Origin of the sequence: Vibrio sp. M260121, from assembly GCF_036533715.1 — a bacterium.
Taxonomy (GTDB): domain Bacteria; phylum Pseudomonadota; class Gammaproteobacteria; order Enterobacterales; family Vibrionaceae; genus Vibrio.
This window is the reverse complement of sequence record NZ_JATABF010000042.1, coordinates 38,928-54,679: the sequence shown is the minus strand read 5'-3', so window position 1 is coordinate 54,679 and position 15,752 is coordinate 38,928. Positions and strand designations below refer to the sequence as shown.

13 protein-coding genes, 1 tRNA gene and 1 rRNA gene are annotated in these 15,752 nt (G+C 47.3%); 10 read left to right on the top strand and 5 right to left on the bottom strand.

The features are described from left to right. Both rrf and QTO06_RS19795 read left to right on the top strand, forming a co-directional pair. A 5S ribosomal RNA gene (gene rrf, locus QTO06_RS25575) occupies positions 1–75 on the top strand; the annotation flags it as partial. Between the two features lie 84 nt (positions 76–159). Further along, positions 160–250: transfer RNA gene (locus QTO06_RS19795), tRNA-Ser, on the top strand. Between the two features lie 724 nt (positions 251–974). Here the strand turns inward: QTO06_RS19795 and QTO06_RS19790 are convergent. Genes QTO06_RS19790 through hemC form a run of 4 tightly spaced genes read right to left on the bottom strand, consistent with a single transcriptional unit; the run spans position 975 to position 5,054 of the window. Continuing rightward, positions 975–2,156 (bottom strand): heme biosynthesis protein HemY, encoded by a 1,182-nt coding sequence (locus tag QTO06_RS19790; RefSeq protein WP_331409471.1) that lies wholly within the window; start codon positions 2,154–2,156, stop codon positions 975–977. Next, positions 2,156–3,367: a uroporphyrinogen-III C-methyltransferase gene (locus QTO06_RS19785; protein WP_005452033.1), complete on the bottom strand. Its 1,212-nt coding sequence runs from the start codon at positions 3,365–3,367 to the stop codon at positions 2,156–2,158. The genes QTO06_RS19790 and QTO06_RS19785 overlap by 1 nt, the downstream gene beginning before the upstream one ends. Before the next feature lie 17 nt (positions 3,368–3,384). Then, the gene (locus QTO06_RS19780; RefSeq protein WP_331409470.1) at positions 3,385–4,113 is read right to left on the bottom strand and encodes a uroporphyrinogen-III synthase; all 729 of its coding nucleotides are present in this window, start codon (positions 4,111–4,113) and stop codon (positions 3,385–3,387) included. Positions 4,114–4,115: 2 nt separating this feature from the next. Then, positions 4,116–5,054, bottom strand: coding sequence for a hydroxymethylbilane synthase (gene hemC / locus QTO06_RS19775; RefSeq protein ID WP_005430387.1), 939 nt, complete (start codon positions 5,052–5,054; stop codon positions 4,116–4,118). 348 nt (positions 5,055–5,402) lie between these two features. Between hemC and QTO06_RS19770 the strand changes: the two genes are divergently transcribed. Next, positions 5,403–7,931, top strand: a complete 2,529-nt coding sequence (locus tag QTO06_RS19770; protein WP_331409468.1) for a class I adenylate cyclase — start codon at positions 5,403–5,405, stop codon at positions 7,929–7,931. 75 nt (positions 7,932–8,006) lie between these two features. Here QTO06_RS19770 and cyaY read toward each other — a convergent pair whose 3' ends face one another. After that, entirely contained in the window at positions 8,007–8,321 is a 315-nt protein-coding gene (gene cyaY, locus QTO06_RS19765) for an iron donor protein CyaY (RefSeq protein WP_005430390.1), read from the bottom strand. A gap of 74 nt (positions 8,322–8,395) precedes the next feature. Here cyaY and lptM point away from each other — a divergent pair, with 74 nt between their 5' ends. From lptM to QTO06_RS19730, 7 genes are all read left to right on the top strand, one after another. Further along, positions 8,396–8,512 carry an LPS translocon maturation chaperone LptM gene (lptM, locus tag QTO06_RS25570; RefSeq protein ID WP_005533626.1) on the top strand — a complete coding sequence of 39 codons (117 nt, stop codon included), beginning with the start codon at positions 8,396–8,398 and terminating at the stop codon, positions 8,510–8,512. A 60-nt stretch (positions 8,513–8,572) separates the two neighbouring features. Then, positions 8,573–9,826 carry a diaminopimelate decarboxylase gene (gene lysA / locus QTO06_RS19755; RefSeq protein WP_009705173.1) on the top strand — a complete coding sequence of 418 codons (1,254 nt, stop codon included), beginning with the start codon at positions 8,573–8,575 and terminating at the stop codon, positions 9,824–9,826. A 10-nt stretch (positions 9,827–9,836) separates the two neighbouring features. Continuing rightward, positions 9,837–10,667, top strand: coding sequence for a diaminopimelate epimerase (gene dapF / locus QTO06_RS19750; protein ID WP_331409465.1), 831 nt, complete (start codon positions 9,837–9,839; stop codon positions 10,665–10,667). Between the two features lie 20 nt (positions 10,668–10,687). Next, positions 10,688–11,392, top strand: a complete 705-nt coding sequence (locus tag QTO06_RS19745; protein ID WP_038890549.1) for a DUF484 family protein — start codon at positions 10,688–10,690, stop codon at positions 11,390–11,392. Further along, a complete protein-coding gene (gene xerC, locus QTO06_RS19740; RefSeq protein WP_005533635.1) occupies positions 11,358–12,299 on the top strand; it encodes a tyrosine recombinase XerC in 942 nt (313 codons plus the stop codon). Before QTO06_RS19745 ends, xerC begins: the two co-directional genes overlap by 35 nt. 12 nt (positions 12,300–12,311) lie before the next feature. Then, positions 12,312–13,028: a 5-amino-6-(5-phospho-D-ribitylamino)uracil phosphatase YigB gene (gene yigB, locus QTO06_RS19735; protein WP_331409464.1), complete on the top strand. Its 717-nt coding sequence runs from the start codon at positions 12,312–12,314 to the stop codon at positions 13,026–13,028. A gap of 139 nt (positions 13,029–13,167) precedes the next feature. After that, positions 13,168–15,654, top strand: a complete 2,487-nt coding sequence (locus QTO06_RS19730; protein WP_331409463.1) for a bifunctional diguanylate cyclase/phosphodiesterase — start codon at positions 13,168–13,170, stop codon at positions 15,652–15,654. The last annotated feature ends 98 nt before the right edge of the window (positions 15,655–15,752 follow it).

Genomic DNA, 15,752 nt, shown 5'->3' with positions numbered 1-15,752 from the left:
GAACTCAGAAGTGAAACGAATTAGCGCCGATGGTAGTGTGGGGCTTCCCCATGTGAGAGTAGGACATCGCCAGGCTTTAATATCGCTTTTAGATAAATCTAAAGGCAAAACTGAGATTTAGCATTATTTAAGTAAGACTAAATTTTAGTGACAATTTGTGGAGAGATGGCTGAGTGGTTGAAAGCACCGGTCTTGAAAACCGGCATACGTTAATAGCGTATCTAGGGTTCAAATCCCTATCTCTCCGCCACTATTAAGAAGCCTCGCTAGAAATAGCGAGGCTTTTTTCATTTCAGCGCAAACTGGGAATGGTAGGGATTTAGTCAATCCCTAGTTGTGCGCAACCCCGAACCTCAGACAATACATAGAAAGCCCGCTGAAAAATCAGCGGGCTTTCGTTGTTTCTGATGCTTGGGATGTAGCTTAAGGCATCTGAATCAACCTCCTAGCCGAACACGAGCTACAAACTAGGCGCCTTTACTCTTCATCTATTGAGAAGTGTTGTGCTAAGCGTATCTCCTCGCTGCAGTATTCAATGTGTATTAGCGTTTCTGAACACCTTCTGATACTTACTGTCGTTTTACAACAAACGCTGTCCAAGCGCTGTATAGGGCTCTCTCTCATCGAGCTGAGTACATAACATCAGTTAGTTAATTAATGTATTCAGTTAATTGTCTCTACATCAATCCAATGTAGTTATGTTCTGCGAGTACAGAGTTGCCTTCTTAGTCATTTAGATTCAATCACTCTGTTTTGCAGAAAGTGCTCGAGATTGTTTCATGTGGTTCTTAATGACACGAAGATGTGCCGTTTGGAATGAACGACAGAAGCTTTGATGATTGTCTCAAATGAAGAATAGTCAGCAGAGGGAACACAACTTTTGGGTAGTTAGTTGAAGCAATAAAGGGGCATGAGGAATTGCAGGCAATAAAAAAGCCGACAGTTCACTGTCGGCTTTCTACTTCCTGCATCGCTTAGTTGTTTTGAACTAGCGTTAAGGCTTTGCGAGAGACCTCGTGAGCCGCTTTAGTCAGGTTTTGCTTCTCTAGTGTATCTGCTAGGAATGCGTAGTCAGAGACGTCTGAGTGGAGCTTAAGAGCAACCTCGAACTGTTGTTGTGCTTCTTGCCATTTTTCTTGGCGGAATAGGAAGTGTCCTAAAGCACTATGAGCAGCGGCATTATCCGATTCACGCTTTAATACACCTTCTAAGAATACAACTACAGGATGGCTGTCTGACAAATTTAGCTCAGGCAGTAGTCGGTATAGTTCAGGTGTTGGGTGTTTCTTCAGTGCTTCTTTGATAACCGTGAAGGCTTCAGAATCTGCTTTACGTGAAATGAGTTCTCGAGCGAAGCAAGCAATGAGGTGAGTATCTTGTTTTACTTTGCGTGGCAGACCGTTCCAATGTGAGATCAGACCTTCGCTACCTTGTTGCTGGGCGACTTCGTGTAGTAAGCCACACTGTGCCTTCTGAATCAGTTCCGCTTGCTCTTCTTCTGTTACCAGCTTGGCTTTGGTTAGCTGAGGCATCAGATCGATCAGTGGTTGCCATAGCTTAAGCTGCATGTAAGTGGTTTTTAGCAGGTTAAGAACGATCGAGTTATTCGCGTACTGGCCTTTCAGTGCTTGCAGTGTATCGAATGCAGATTCGAATTCGTTATCACGAATGAACTGCTTCGCGCGAGTTAACTCTACCGCTAGGTGCGCGTTTTCTTGCTGGCTTGCCAGTTCTAGGTACTGGTCACGCTTCGCTTTGTCACCTTGACCTTGCGCAGCTTCTGAAGCCACTAAGTAACACAGAAGAGGCATATCGTGGTGGTTTGCCCAGCGTGTTACTTTCTTCTCTGCGCCTTTCCAGTCACCTTCAAGTAGCTTGATGATGCCTTCGTTGGTGTAGCGACGAGAGCGACGCATTTTGCGCACACTAAAGTAGTTCCAAGTGCTTGAGCTTGCATAAACCACTTTCTTGACCACGTATTCTAGGAAGAACAGCGCCGCCAAGGCAGCAATCACGAAGATCACTAGAGTGGTTACACTCATCTCAATGGTTTTGTTGGCAACTGAGATCAGGACGTAACCTTGCTGACCTGAGAATTGAGTGCCAACAAATAAGCCGGCACCAAGAACAACAAATAGGAAAATAAGACGAACCATTACTTATCCTCCGTACCTGTCATTGTGGTCACTTCACGACGTAGGCGCTCCCGAATCACGTCAGAGAGTTGGTTTTGGCTTTCTAGCTTCGCAGGGTATTCAACTTGAATGTCTTGCTTGCTCAGTTGGCTCAGTGTTTTGTTGAATTCTTTCACCGAGTTGTCGTCTTGGTTGAAGAATGCCATTGCCCACTTGTCTGCTGTTTCTAAAGAGGTGGTGTAGATTTCACCTTGCTCTTGGTAAACCGCTTTGATTGCCGTCTCTAACTTCGCTTTGATGTTTTCTTTCAAGTAGAAGTGTTGTTGTGGTGACAATAGAGGGATTACGTTGCCGTCACGAGTGCGGAAGGTGATGAAGTTTTCTGAGAAGTCTTTTAATGACGTCATCAGGTTATCTTGCCAGTTTGCAATGTCTTCAGACACTTGTTGCTTCTCTACCGCTGCCGCTTCTGGTAGCAAAGCATTCGCAAGTGGCAGTTTGTCGACTTGCTGCTGTAGGGCAGTGAGGCGCAATACCAAGCCATCACGGTCTACCAAAGGAACAACACGCAGCTTAGTAATGTCATTTGCCATGGCTTTACGCAGACCGACCAAGCTTGGGTCGTTCAGCGCTGCGATACGTTGGTCCGCGCTTTCCATCAATTGAGTAGCACTTTCTACGTCGTGCTCTAGGAACAATTTACGACCTGCCAGTTTTACTAGGTAGTCAGCTTCTGCCAGTAACCAGTCGTTTGGACGACGACCTTTCACATCAGCGACTGCCAGTTGCAGGCTTTCGATGCTCTTTTGTTGCTGACCCAATACCACTTCTGCTTTGTGAGTGACAGTGGTCGCTTTTTCAATGGTTTCTTCTTTTACTTGGCTAAGCTCTTGCTTCATTGCTGATTGAGCTTGTTCCAGTTGGCTTTGCAGTTGAGCGATCTGAGTTTGGTATTCAGATTGCTGCTCAAGCATTTTGTAAGTGAGACCGCCACCAAAAATCAGTGATAAGACGATAGCAACAGTACCCAGCTTGACGCCGCGTTTGCCTTGCTTCTCTTCAAATTCAACTTTGTTTGGTTCTGCTGGTTTAGTTGGCTCAGCAGGCTTTGATTCTGCCTTGCTTGGCTCAGATTCCTTCTTAGGCGTGTCTTTTTCAGCTAGCGGTGCCGATGTGGTTTCTTCGGAAAGGTTTTTATCGTTATTCTTTTGGTCGTTATTTTTACTTGTCATGCCTATATCCTGTGTAGCTAGGGCTGGAGAGCAGCCAGTAATTCTTGGTTGGATGCGCTTCCTGTGCACCTGACCTGAGTGAAGCCCCGTTGAATTGCGATGTCAGCGATTCGCTGACTGGGGATATACAACTCTTGTTGATTAAGCCAAGTCAATTGCTCTGACGTCAATTGGCTGCACAAATAATCCAGTTGTTCACCACTGGTGACGATAATCTGGTCGATTTGTTGGGTTTTCCATAGTGAGACACAGCTTACTGGATCGAATGGGATAAATTCTCTCTTATAAGTCTCACTATAGTGAACTTTTGCTCCACGTCTCACCAATGCATCTTTTATCAGCTCTCTGCCACCGTTGCCACGGAGGATCAGAACTGTTTGTTTTTCTACATTGTTTAGATCGGGAAGCTGCAACAAGTGCTCACTATCACTGACTTGTGGATAGTGTACTTTCTGTTGGGTACATTTGCTCAAATAGTGTGCTGTTTTTTGACCAACGGCAAGGTATATAGCCTGCTTAGACCATGATTTCGCGTGGTTCTGCAAGATTTGCTCTGCGCATTGCACCGCATGTTGGCTAACAGCAATGATGATTTGAGCGGTTTCAATGTATTTGGAGAGTTGTGTGTCGCTGAGATCGGCGACGATGTCGATCAGAGGATGATGAATTGCAGTTTTGCCGTGCCTTTCGAGCAGAGAGCAAAGCGCCATGCCTTGCTCTCCCGGACGAGTGACCAACACTGCCATGATTATTCGTGGTCTGCGTACAGTTTGGTTAGGATGTCGCGCGCACCGTTTTCAAGTAGCTCGTTAGCCAGTTGAACTCCGAGTGCTTCGGCATCGTTGCGGTGACCACGAATTTCACCACGCACAATTAGGCTGCCGTCTGGTTCACCAACTAGTGCGCGAAGCCAGATGTTATCGCCATCAAGCAGTGAGTAACTGCCGATTGGCACCTGACAACCGCCTTCAAGGGTTAGGTTCATCGCGCGCTCACAGCGTACGCGATCTGCTGTGTCTTGGTGGTTTAGTGGCTCAAGCAGTTTAAGTAGACGCTCGTCATCCACACGGCACTCAATACCCACCGCACCTTGACCTACTGCTGGCAGTGATTGTTCTGGCTCGATAAAGCTACGGATGCGCTCTTCTAGCTCAAGGCGTTTCAGACCTGCTGCAGCAAGAATGATCGCGTCGTATTCACCTGCATCTAGTTTTCCTAGGCGAGTACCTACGTTGCCACGCAGCTCTTTGATAACTAAGTCTGGGCGGTATTCTTTTAACTGACACTGACGACGCAGGCTACAAGTACCTACAACTGCGCCTTGTGGCAGCTCATCAATGTTGTTGTAAGTGTTAGAAACGAAGGCATCGCGTGGGTCTTCACGCTCACAAATCGTCACCAAGCCAAGACCTTCAGGGAAGTCTACTGGTACATCTTTCATTGAGTGCACCGCAAGGTCTGCACGACCTTCAAGCATTGCCACTTCTAGCTCTTTAACGAACAGGCCTTTACCACCAACTTTGGCTAGCGGCGTATCCAAAATGATGTCGCCTTTGGTCACCATAGTGACGAGTTCTACTTCCAAACCTGGATGAGCGGCTTGAAGTGCGTCTTTTACAAAGTGTGCTTGCCATAGGGCAAGAGGGCTTTTTCGAGTTGCAATGCGAATTGGCGTAGATTGTGTCATGGTCTTCTCAATGCTGTTTTAGTTTTGCCTAATCCTACCACTCAACGCGTGAAAATCTTAATGTTAGTTAGTCTTCTCTGAGCGTCATGAATGGAATTACATAACGTTATGGAAATAGTGTGACTGGATTCTCATTTAGACTAAGGACTATTATTAGTTATAGGCGAATACAAGCGACACTACTGCGCTATCAATTTTTGCGACTAGTGTGGGGTTTTTAGACCACAACTATTTGCAGGTGGAAATCTTTACCAATCCTGATGAAAGTGTTAAATTGATCACGTTTTTAAGCCGTTTTGGTTTAAAACATCAGCAGATTTTCGTGATTGTTCAACCAAGGAACTTCCCTTGCAGGCTTACACCCAAAAACTTATTCAGCGATTAGATAACCTGAACCAGCAACGGATCGACCGTGCGCTGGCGCTTATGGATTCGCAAAGCCAGCAAGTCTTCCACTTGATTCCTGCCTTGTTGAACTACAACCATCCTGTTATTCCCGGCTACTACGATGCAGACGTCCCTTATGGTGTGTTTGGTCTAGAGCTGAACGAACTCCAACAACGATTCCTTGATGATACTCAACTGACGATTGGTCAAGCGCTTAAGACAGCAGAGCAACCTGCGATCTTAGGTTTGTACACCATGGGCAGTACCTCTTCTATTGGTCAAAGTACTTCAAGTGATTTGGATATTTGGGTGTGTATCTCACCGGAGATGGATAACGACCAACGTGAACTGCTGACCAATAAATGCTTGCTGATCACCGACTGGGCACAAAGCCAAGGTGTAGAAGCGAACTTCTTCTTAATGGATGAAGAGCGTTTTCGTAGCAACCGTTCAGAAGAGATGACCGGCGATAACTGTGGTTCTTCTCAGCACCTATTACTGCTGGATGAATTCTACCGTTCGGCGGTTCGTCTGGCAGGACAGCGTTTGTTGTGGCAAATCGTGCCGCCAGAAATGGAAGAGTGTTACGACGAGTACGTTGCACAGCTTTGTAAAGATGGCTACATCAATTGTGATGAGTGGATCAACTTTGGTCAGCTTAACCGCATTCCTGCTGAAGAGTACTTCGGCTCGAACTTGTGGCAGCTGTACAAGAGTATCGATTCCCCTTACAAATCCGTGTTGAAAGCGATCTTGCTTGAAGCTTACTCGTGGGAATACCCGCACACACAACTTCTCAGTATCGACACCAAACGTCGCTTCTTTGCCCACGAGCCTGACTTGTACGGCATGGATGCGTACTACTTGATGCTAGAGAAAGTAACGCGTTACTTAGAGCGAATCCAAGACGACACACGTTTGGATTTAGTTCGCCGTTGTTTCTACCTTAAAACCCATGAAAAGCTGTCTCGTGAACCTGATGTAGGCTCGGTAGCTTGGCGTCGTGAAGCCTTGAGCGACATGATTGCGAAATGGGATTGGGATGAAGCGGTATTGGCAGAGCTCGACGATCGCCGTAACTGGAAAGTAGAACAAGTGAAAGTGGTGCACCATGCACTGTTGGATGCTTTGATGCAAAGCTACCGTAACTTGATTCAGTTTGCGCGTCGTAACGACATTACTTCGGCGATCAGCCCGCAAGATATTAGCATTCTTGCCCGTAAGCTTTACGCGGCATTCGAAGTGCTGCCAGGTAAAGTTACCTTGCTTAACCCTCAGATCTCGCCAGATTTGCACGAACCCGACTTGAGCTTCATTGAAGTAAAAGAGGGTGGGGTGAACAAATCAGGCTGGTACTTGTACAAGCAACCACTGATTGCGCACCGCATTCTTGGGCAACCTTGTCTTGAGCACCATGAGTACTTGAGCAAGTTGGTTTCTTGGGCGTTCTTCAACGGTTTGATTACCGAGTCAACGCGTTTGCACGCAGTGGTGCGTGAGGCGCAGTTAGACATCGATAAGTTCTACCAAATGGTGAGCGACCTACGTAACACCTTCTCGTTACGCAAGCGTCGCCCAACCATGCAAGCGCTCGGTAGCCCGTGCGAAATTAGTCAGATGGCGATGTTCATCAACTTTGAAAATGACCCGACGGCAGAATTGTCCGGTCGCTCACTCAAAGTAGATGTGAAAAACACCGATATCTTCAGCTTTGGCCCTGAGCAAATTAACTTGGTCGGCAGTGTCGATTTGGTTTATCGCAATTCATGGCATGAAGTGCGTACCCTGCACTTCAAAGGCGAAACCGCGATGCTAGATGCATTGAAGACCATTCTTGGCAAAATGCACCAAGATGCGATTCCGCCAGAGTCGGTGGATGTATTCTGCTACGCGAAGAACATGCGTGGTGTGATGCGCAATATGGTGTATCAGCTATTGGCAGAGTGTATCGACTTACGTTTGAAGCCGGTTGAACAAGAGAAACGCCGTCGCTTTAAAGCCATGCGTCTTGCTAACCAAACTTACGGCTTGTTCTTTGAGCGTCGTGGCGTATCGGTTCAAAAGCTAGAAAACTCGGTCGATTTCTACCGCAGCATTTCAACTAACAAGCTGAAAGGTTCACCGTTGTTGATGCTGGATCGTGAGCAAGAGTATCAACTACCAGAAGTAGTGGATGGCTTTGCCAGTGAAGGTTTGGTGCAGTTCTTCTTTGAAGACACTGACGATGGTTTCAATATCTACGTATTGGATGAGTCAAACCAAGTTGAGGTTTATCATCAATTCAGTGGTTCGAAAGATGAAATGATTGCGTCAGTGAACAGCTTCTACACCTCGGTGAAAGATGATAATCGTGTATCGTCGAAGTTTATTAACTTTAACTTGCCGCAGTACTACCAAATTATTCATCCAGAAGAAGGGAACACCTACATTATCCCTTACCGTAATGATGGCTGTACGCCGACTCGTCCAACGAAAGCGGTGAACGCGTAAAATGAATAACAAAAAAGAGCACCTCGGTGCTCTTTTTTCGTTTAGGTGACTGGTCGTCACGAAGACCCATTTGGCTTATGCCCAATCGATCGTTTCACCAGCGTGTTTTTCACATTCTTCTTTCACCATTGCAAACAGTTCCATGCCCGTTTTAGAGCAAGTCCATTTGTTATCGACTAGCTTAAAGTGGAAGCCACCAGACTTCGATGCTAACCAGATCTCATGCATTGGCTCTTGGCGGTTAATGATGATTTGGCTACGGTCTTCAAACTCTAATGTCATTACGTTGCCAGTGACTTCGTAATCAATGTCTGCACCTGAATCATCGATGGATTCTTCGATGAGTTGCATCTGCGCATCCACCAGTTGATGAAATTCAGTATCGTTCATCCGTCTATCCTATTGCTTTTCCTGAGTGTGGTGCGATTATAGGGGGCATTGGTTTAATAATCACGATATGCAAAATGAAAAAATTACTTACGGTGTTGTTTGTGATGGTTGCAGCGACACTTGCTGGTTGCGGTCAATCAGGTTCACTTTACATCCCAGATGACGCTCAGCAGAACGAGCAGTCACAATAATTAGCCACCCTTAGGGTGAAATCAGGGTTTAGCAGTCGAATTAATTAAGGGAAGCAAATTTTGGATTACTTCAACTATCAGGATGATGGCCAGCTTTGGGCCGAAGACGTCTCACTCCAAGCTCTTGCCGAGCAACATGGCACTCCTCTTTATGTTTACTCACGTGCAACGCTAGAGCGCCACTGGAATGCGTTTGACAGCGCAGTGGGTCAGCATCCTCATCTTGTTTGTTACGCAGTAAAAGCAAACTCAAACCTTGGCGTATTGAATGCACTGGCTCGTTTGGGCTCAGGCTTTGATATCGTATCAGGTGGTGAGCTTGAGCGTGTTATCGCGGCTGGCGGTGATGCGAAGAAGGTGGTGTTCTCGGGTGTTGGTAAAACGCCTGCAGAGATGAAACGAGCACTGGAATTGGGCATTAAATGCTTCAACGTGGAATCAGAACCTGAGCTTGAGCGCTTGAACAAAGTCGCGGGCGAGCTAGGCGTGGTTGCACCTATTTCTCTACGAATTAACCCTGACGTAGACGCAAAAACGCACCCTTACATTTCGACTGGTCTGCGTGACAACAAGTTTGGTATCGCTTTTGACCGTGCTCCGGCGGTATATAAATTTGCTCAGAGCTTACCAAACCTCAACGTGCAAGGCATCGACTGTCACATTGGCTCTCAGCTGACTGAGATTGAACCTTTCATCGACGCTACAGACCGTCTGCTAGCACTGATTGATGACTTAAAAGCGCAAGGCATCAACATCCGTCACTTGGACGTTGGTGGTGGTCTAGGCGTGGTATATCGTGATGAATTGCCACCACAGCCTTCAGACTATGCGAAAGCACTGCTAGGTCGTCTTGAGAACCATCAAGATCTTGAACTGATTTTCGAACCAGGCCGTGCGATTGCAGCTAACGCCGGTATCTTGCTAACGCGTGTGGAATTCCTAAAACACACAGAGCACAAGAACTTTGCGATTATCGATGCGGCGATGAACGATTTAATGCGTCCTGCGCTGTACCAAGCGTGGCAAGATATTGTTCCTGTTGCACCGCGTGAAGGTGAAGCACAGACTTATGACTTAGTCGGTCCTATCTGTGAAACGGGCGATTTCTTGGGTAAAGATCGAGCACTAGTGCTGCAAGAAGGTGATCTACTCGCGGTTCGCTCTGCAGGCGCCTATGGTTTTGTGATGTCTTCGAACTACAATACTCGTACCCGAGCGGCGGAAGTGATGGTGGATGGCAACCAAAGCCACCTTGTTCGCCAGCGTGAGGAGCTGACCAGTTTGTGGCAGCTGGAACAGATTCTACCGGAGTAACACACAACAAATGCATTTCCACTTTTCCAAAATGCACGGTTTGGGCAACGACTTTATGGTCGTCGACTGCATTACCCAGAACGTGTTTTTCTCGCAAGATTTGATCCGTCGCTTGGCGGATCGTCACACGGGCGTTGGTTTTGACCAATTGCTCGTGGTTGAAGCGCCTTATGATCCAGAAACCGATTTCCACTACCGCATTTTTAATGCCGATGGCAGTGAAGTTGAGCAGTGTGGTAATGGCGCTCGCTGTTTCGCGCGTTTCGTCCGTTTGAAAGGTTTGACTAACAAGTACAGCATCAGCGTTAGCACCAAGAAGGGTAAGATGATTCTTGATGTCGAAGACGATGGTGAAGTTACGGTGAACATGGGTGAGCCTGAGTTCGAGCCGAGCAAGATCCCTTTTAAAGCGAAGCAGAAAGAGAAAACCTACATCATGCGTATAGGCGACAAAACCCTGTTCTGTGGCGCGGTGAGCATGGGTAACCCGCATGTGGTGACCGTGGTCGACGATGTGGATACGGCAGAAGTGGAAACACTCGGTCCGCTATTAGAATCACACGAACGCTTCCCTGAGCGTGTGAACGCAGGCTTTATGCAGATCGTGGATCGCAACAACATCCGTTTGCGCGTGTATGAGCGTGGTGCGGGTGAAACCCAAGCTTGTGGTAGCGGTGCCTGTGGTGCGGTTGCGGTTGGCATCTTGCAAGGTCTACTGGACGAGAATGTGAAAGTTTCACTTCCGGGCGGTGACTTGCGCATCTCTTGGCAAGGTCCAGGCAAACCATTGTTTATGACTGGCCCAGCAACACACGTATTTGATGGTCAATTGTCGTGCTAGTTGAAGAGCAAGAAAACCAAATCTCAGAAGTTGAAGCGGATGCGCTGACTGCGGAAGTCGTTGCTCAGTATTTAAAAGACCATCCAGACTTCTTCGTTCAACGCCCAGAATTGGTCGATCGCCTTTCTCTACCTCATGCAGATTTAGGCGCGGTCTCGTTGGTTCATATTCAAATGAACCGTCAGCGTCAGCGTATTGAAGAGCTGGAAGAAGAGATCACCACACTGATGTCTTTGGCAGCGAACAACGATCGCACCTTCTACGAGTTCATGGATCTGCAAGGGCAAATCCTTAAGTGTGGTGATTTCAAGCAAGTCATCAGCGCCATTGAACTCAAAGCCAAAGACCTTGGTTTGAAGGCGTATGTGCGTCTATTGAGCCAGTGTGATGCTGCGACTCAATTGAGTAAGGAAAGCTATCAACGTTTTGCTACCAATCACTTAAACGGCAAAGAGGCTTACTTAGGTCGTCTGCGTAAAGTGGATCGCGAAGCGTTGTTTGGGGATATGGACGTTCCAGAAATGGGTTCCTATGTGGTGCTACCGCTTGTGAAAAAACAGACGCTTGGCGTACTGGCATTTTCTAGCGAGGATGGCGGTCATTTCCAACCAGATATGGATACCTTGTTTTTGCGTCACCTATCCTTAGTAGTGGCACATCTCGCTCAAACATTGGTATGGCAAAGTCACGATGACGACAACTCCCAACACTCCTCTGCCAAATAGTCTTCAAAAGCCTCTTGAACGCTTCTACGAATTCCTGCGAAGCGAAAAGGGGCTTAGCCTGCACACCCAACGCAACTACAAACAACAATTGGAAACCATGGCTCACCACTTGGCTGAGATGGGGTTGAAAGATTGGTCGCAAGTCGATGCGGGTTGGGTGCGTCAATTGGCAGGTAAAGGCATGCGTGAAGGCATGAAAGCCAGCAGCTTAGCGACGCGCTTATCTTCTCTACGCAGCTTTTTCGATTTCCTGATCCTACGTGGAGAAATGTCAGCGAACCCAGCCAAAGGGGTTTCGGCACCACGTAAGCAACGCCCACTGCCGAAAAACCTCGATGTGGATGAAGTAAACCAACTGCTCGAAGTGAACGAAGACGACCCGCTAGCGGTGCGCGATCGTGCCATGATGGAGCTCATGTACGGCGCTGGTCTGCGTTTGGCAGAGCTGGTAAGTGTCGATGTGCGTGATGTTCAGCTACGCAGTGGCGAATTACGAGTGATTGGTAAAGGTGACAAAGAACGTAAAGTGCCGTTCTCTGGTATGGCAACTGAATGGGTTGGTAAATGGTTGCGTGTGCGTGGTGATCTAGCCGCGCCGGGTGAACCTGCACTGTTTGTTTCCAAGCTGGGTACACGGATCTCACACCGCAGTGTGCAAAAGCGCATGGCGGAGTGGGGGCAGAAACAGTCGGTCGCGAGTCACATTAGCCCGCACAAACTGCGTCACTCGTTTGCAACGCATATGCTGGAATCGAGCAATAACTTACGTGCGGTGCAAGAGCTATTGGGGCATGAAAATATCTCGACCACCCAAATCTATACCCACTTGGATTTCCAACATTTAGCGCAAGCTTATGATCAGGCGCATCCAAGAGCGCGTAAGAGAAACGACGACAAGTCGGATTAACCAAGGAATCCCATGAAATTCTACCGCCGTATTGCGCCTGTAAAGGCGATGACGTTTGACCTTGATGACACCCTCTATGACAACTACTCAGTGATAGTTCGTATGGAGCGTGAGTTGTTATCTTGGCTTAAACACCATCATCCGGCGGTCGCTCACATGGATAAAACCGATTGGTTTGCACTCAAGCAACTTGTCGTGCAGCAACAACCTGAGCTGAAGAGTGATGTCACTTTGTGGCGTTTAGTACAGCTCAAGCAAGCCTTCTCTCAAGTTGGGTACGATAACGAAGCGGCGCATACCGCTGCGCAAGCCGCAGTCGAGGTAGCTTTAGATTGGCGTAACCGTTTTGAGGTGCCACAACAAAGTCTCGATGTACTTGCTCAACTGGGGCAAGAAATTCCGCTGGTGGCGATCACTAACGGCAATGTGGATTTAGATAGAATTGGTCTTACGCCTTATTTCCAGCAAGTGCTGAAAGCAGGACCGGATGGCAGCGCGAAACCTGCGTCGGATATGTTCACCAAAGCGCAGCAGTTTCTAGACTTACCAAGTGAGCACATTCTTCATGTTGGCGATCACCTGGTGACGGATGTTCAAGGTGCAAAACTCTCGGGTTTTGCCGCATGCTGGTTTAATGATATGAATAAAAATGTCATTAATCAGGCAAAAATACGAACCTTACCTGATGTTGAAATCAATAACTTGCAGTCGTTGCTTACGCTTTTGTAATCACTTTCGCATTAATCCATTCAATCTTCATTCTGACCCTAGCAAAGCCACGTAAAGCCACGTAAATTACTCTCATAACAGTAAAATAATAAAAGCATTCTTCATGTATTTTGGCTTGATGACGGCAGTGGTAGGGTAAATGCGAGCATTCTCTCAACTGGTTCAAAATGTGGATCAGCTTAATGACTTTTTAGTCACTTCTCGGTGTTGTGCGGATAAACGTTATCTGGTGCAACTGCTATCCACACAATCACGCGATACTGCAACGGCACTCGCTCGAGCAATTCTAGAAAGACTGCCTGATACCCACATTATCGGCCATAGCACGCGCCACGTTATTCTAGAAGGTGAGATCATCAACCATGGCTGCTTAGTATGTGTGATGGAGTTTGAACAAACCACACTCACTTCTGCGGTTCAGCATTATTCCTTCTCGCCAGATATTGATGGCTACGACCTCAAGCAAGCTTTACAACTGCAAGATAGCTCCAAAGCCATTATTAGCTTTTCTGTCCAAATCGAACGACGTGACTACCCCGTGTATCGCGTATTTAATACCGAAGGCCCAATAGTTTCTGGCGGTTTGGCTCAAGCCATTGATGATGGTTGCTGGGTTCTGCATCAAGACCAAGTTTATGATGAAGCGGTTGTCGCGGTTGCCTTGCACAGCAATACTTTGAAAACATGGACGAGCGCGTATTCTGAGTGGAACCCGATTGGTATGCCGCATAAGGTTACTCACGCCAAAGGGACGCGCTTGTATCGCTTGGGCGAGCGTAAAGCGTTGGAAGTGTACAAACATTACCTTGCTGACGGGCACGACCTATCGCTCAATCAACTGCTGAATTTCCCACTTTATCGAGAATCCATTGGGCGAAAAGAGGTGTGTGCCGTGACGGAAATCCATCCCGACGGCAGCATGAGCTTCGACCGTCCTTGGTGTTTGGGTGATGAAGTTCAGTTCTGTTACAACCATCCTTCGTTAACGCTTGAACAAGTTCGCCATGGAGTGGTGGAGCTTTCCATGCATCAGCCTGAAGCCGTGATGATTTATAACTGCGCATCGCGACTTGATTTTATTGATAGCAGCGATGAAGTTCGTGCCTTCACGGACATTTCTCACACGTCGGGCAGTTACTGCATGGGCGAGTTGTACGGCGAGAATCACCAACAAGAAATTCTGCACCATAGCCTGACTTACTTGGCGATGCGTGAGGGGGATGAAGTTGCTGCGCTTAATATGCCACAGCAAGAAGTGAGCACTTATATCTCTCCCTTGTTTAGCCTGATCCGCAATGCGATTGGCGATCTAAATAACATGAACGCTCATATGGGGTATCAACTCGATCGCCAAGCGAAAAAGCTAGAACAGAGCTTCCGCCGAGATAGCCGCACAGGATTACAAAATCGTGTTGCGCTGCAAGAGCGTTTGATCAGCATTGATACCGATGAGCATTTACTGACGCTCAAACTGCTTAACTTTAGCCATATCAACGAAAAGTACGGTTATCGCGTTGGCGACCAACTGCTGAAAGACTTGTCGATGCACTTTAGCAATCGCCTGCGTAAACGGCTTGGTAAACCTGCCGCGCTGCAACTTTATAGCATTGGTGTCGGTGAGTGGGCGTTCTTATTCAAAGCTGACACTAGCAGTGAAATGATTAAGCAACACTTTACTCGCTTTGCTGATGCGGTTGAGCAAACCAACTTTGAACCAAGTGGCTTACGAGATATTGATTACCTTTCGATTTCATTGTGCGGTGGCTTAGTTAGCCGTCGTGATTTTCCAACTGCATCGCCGGATGAATTGCTCCTCAAAGGCATTGAAGCACGAAGAGCTGGGGTGCGAAGTAATACTCATATCTGTAATGCCAAAGACATTGAGGTCAATGAAGATGTGCGAAAAGAGCAGTTGGGTTGGTTGAGCTGTGTGAGCCGCGCCATTCTCAAGCAGAACATCATTACCTACAGTCAGCCAATTGTGCACGCTTACAACCATCGTCCCGCGAGCCAAGAGTGTTTGGTACGCATCATGGAAGAGGATGGCAGCATCATTGCGCCGGGGCGTTTCTTACCCATCATTTCTGATACGCATTTGTACACGCGTTTGAGCCGTCACATGATCCGTTCCACGCTGAATTACATGAAGGACAAGCAAGGTGACTTCTCAATTAACTTGTCACCTCAGGATTTACTCAGCGATAAAACCTTGATGTTGCTTGAACATGCCATTACCCAACTGAACGACCCAAGACGGATTGGTTTAGAAGTCTTGGAGTCGGAGCAAATCAAAGACTACGGGCGAATGATTGAGGTGTGCAGTCACTTTAGAAGCCTAGGTGCACGCATCATTGTGGACGATTTTGGTTCGGGTTACTCCAATATTGATGAGATCCTCAAGTTAGAGCCAGAAGTGATTAAGCTCGATGGCAGTTTGATTCGCTATATCGACAAAGACCAAAAGCAGCGCAAGATTGCCTCGCAGTTGGTGCGTTTGTGTCAGGTGTTTAACGCTAAGACTGTCGCGGAGTTCGTGCACAACAAAGAGGTGTGCGACATTGCTCAGGACATGGGGGTGGACTATCTGCAAGGTTATTATTTGGGTGAACCGACGCGCTTGTTTTAATGTGGCTTTGCTCTAATTGAGCTTAAGAGCTCCAAAGTTTTGTTTCACGTGAAACAGCATTCAATAAAAAACGCAGCGTTAGAGCTGCGTTTTTTTGA

Excerpts from the sequence above, each read along its gene's own strand:
- QTO06_RS19790 (WP_331409471.1), bottom strand. The coding sequence starts at position 2,156 with ATGGTTCGTCTTATTTTCCTATTTGTTGTTCTTGGTGCCGGCTTATTT.
- QTO06_RS19785 (WP_005452033.1), bottom strand. The coding sequence starts at position 3,367 with ATGACAAGTAAAAATAACGACCAAAAGAATAACGATAAAAACCTTTCC.
- QTO06_RS19780 (WP_331409470.1), bottom strand. The coding sequence starts at position 4,113 with ATGGCAGTGTTGGTCACTCGTCCGGGAGAGCAAGGCATGGCGCTTTGC.
- hemC (WP_005430387.1), bottom strand. The coding sequence starts at position 5,054 with ATGACACAATCTACGCCAATTCGCATTGCAACTCGAAAAAGCCCTCTT.
- cyaY (WP_005430390.1), bottom strand. The coding sequence starts at position 8,321 with ATGAACGATACTGAATTTCATCAACTGGTGGATGCGCAGATGCAACTC.
- lptM (WP_005533626.1), top strand. The coding sequence starts at position 8,396 with ATGAAAAAATTACTTACGGTGTTGTTTGTGATGGTTGCAGCGACACTT.
- dapF (WP_331409465.1), top strand. The coding sequence starts at position 9,837 with ATGCATTTCCACTTTTCCAAAATGCACGGTTTGGGCAACGACTTTATG.
- xerC (WP_005533635.1), top strand. The coding sequence starts at position 11,358 with ATGACGACAACTCCCAACACTCCTCTGCCAAATAGTCTTCAAAAGCCT.
- yigB (WP_331409464.1), top strand. The coding sequence starts at position 12,312 with ATGAAATTCTACCGCCGTATTGCGCCTGTAAAGGCGATGACGTTTGAC.
- QTO06_RS19730 (WP_331409463.1), top strand. The coding sequence starts at position 13,168 with ATGCGAGCATTCTCTCAACTGGTTCAAAATGTGGATCAGCTTAATGAC.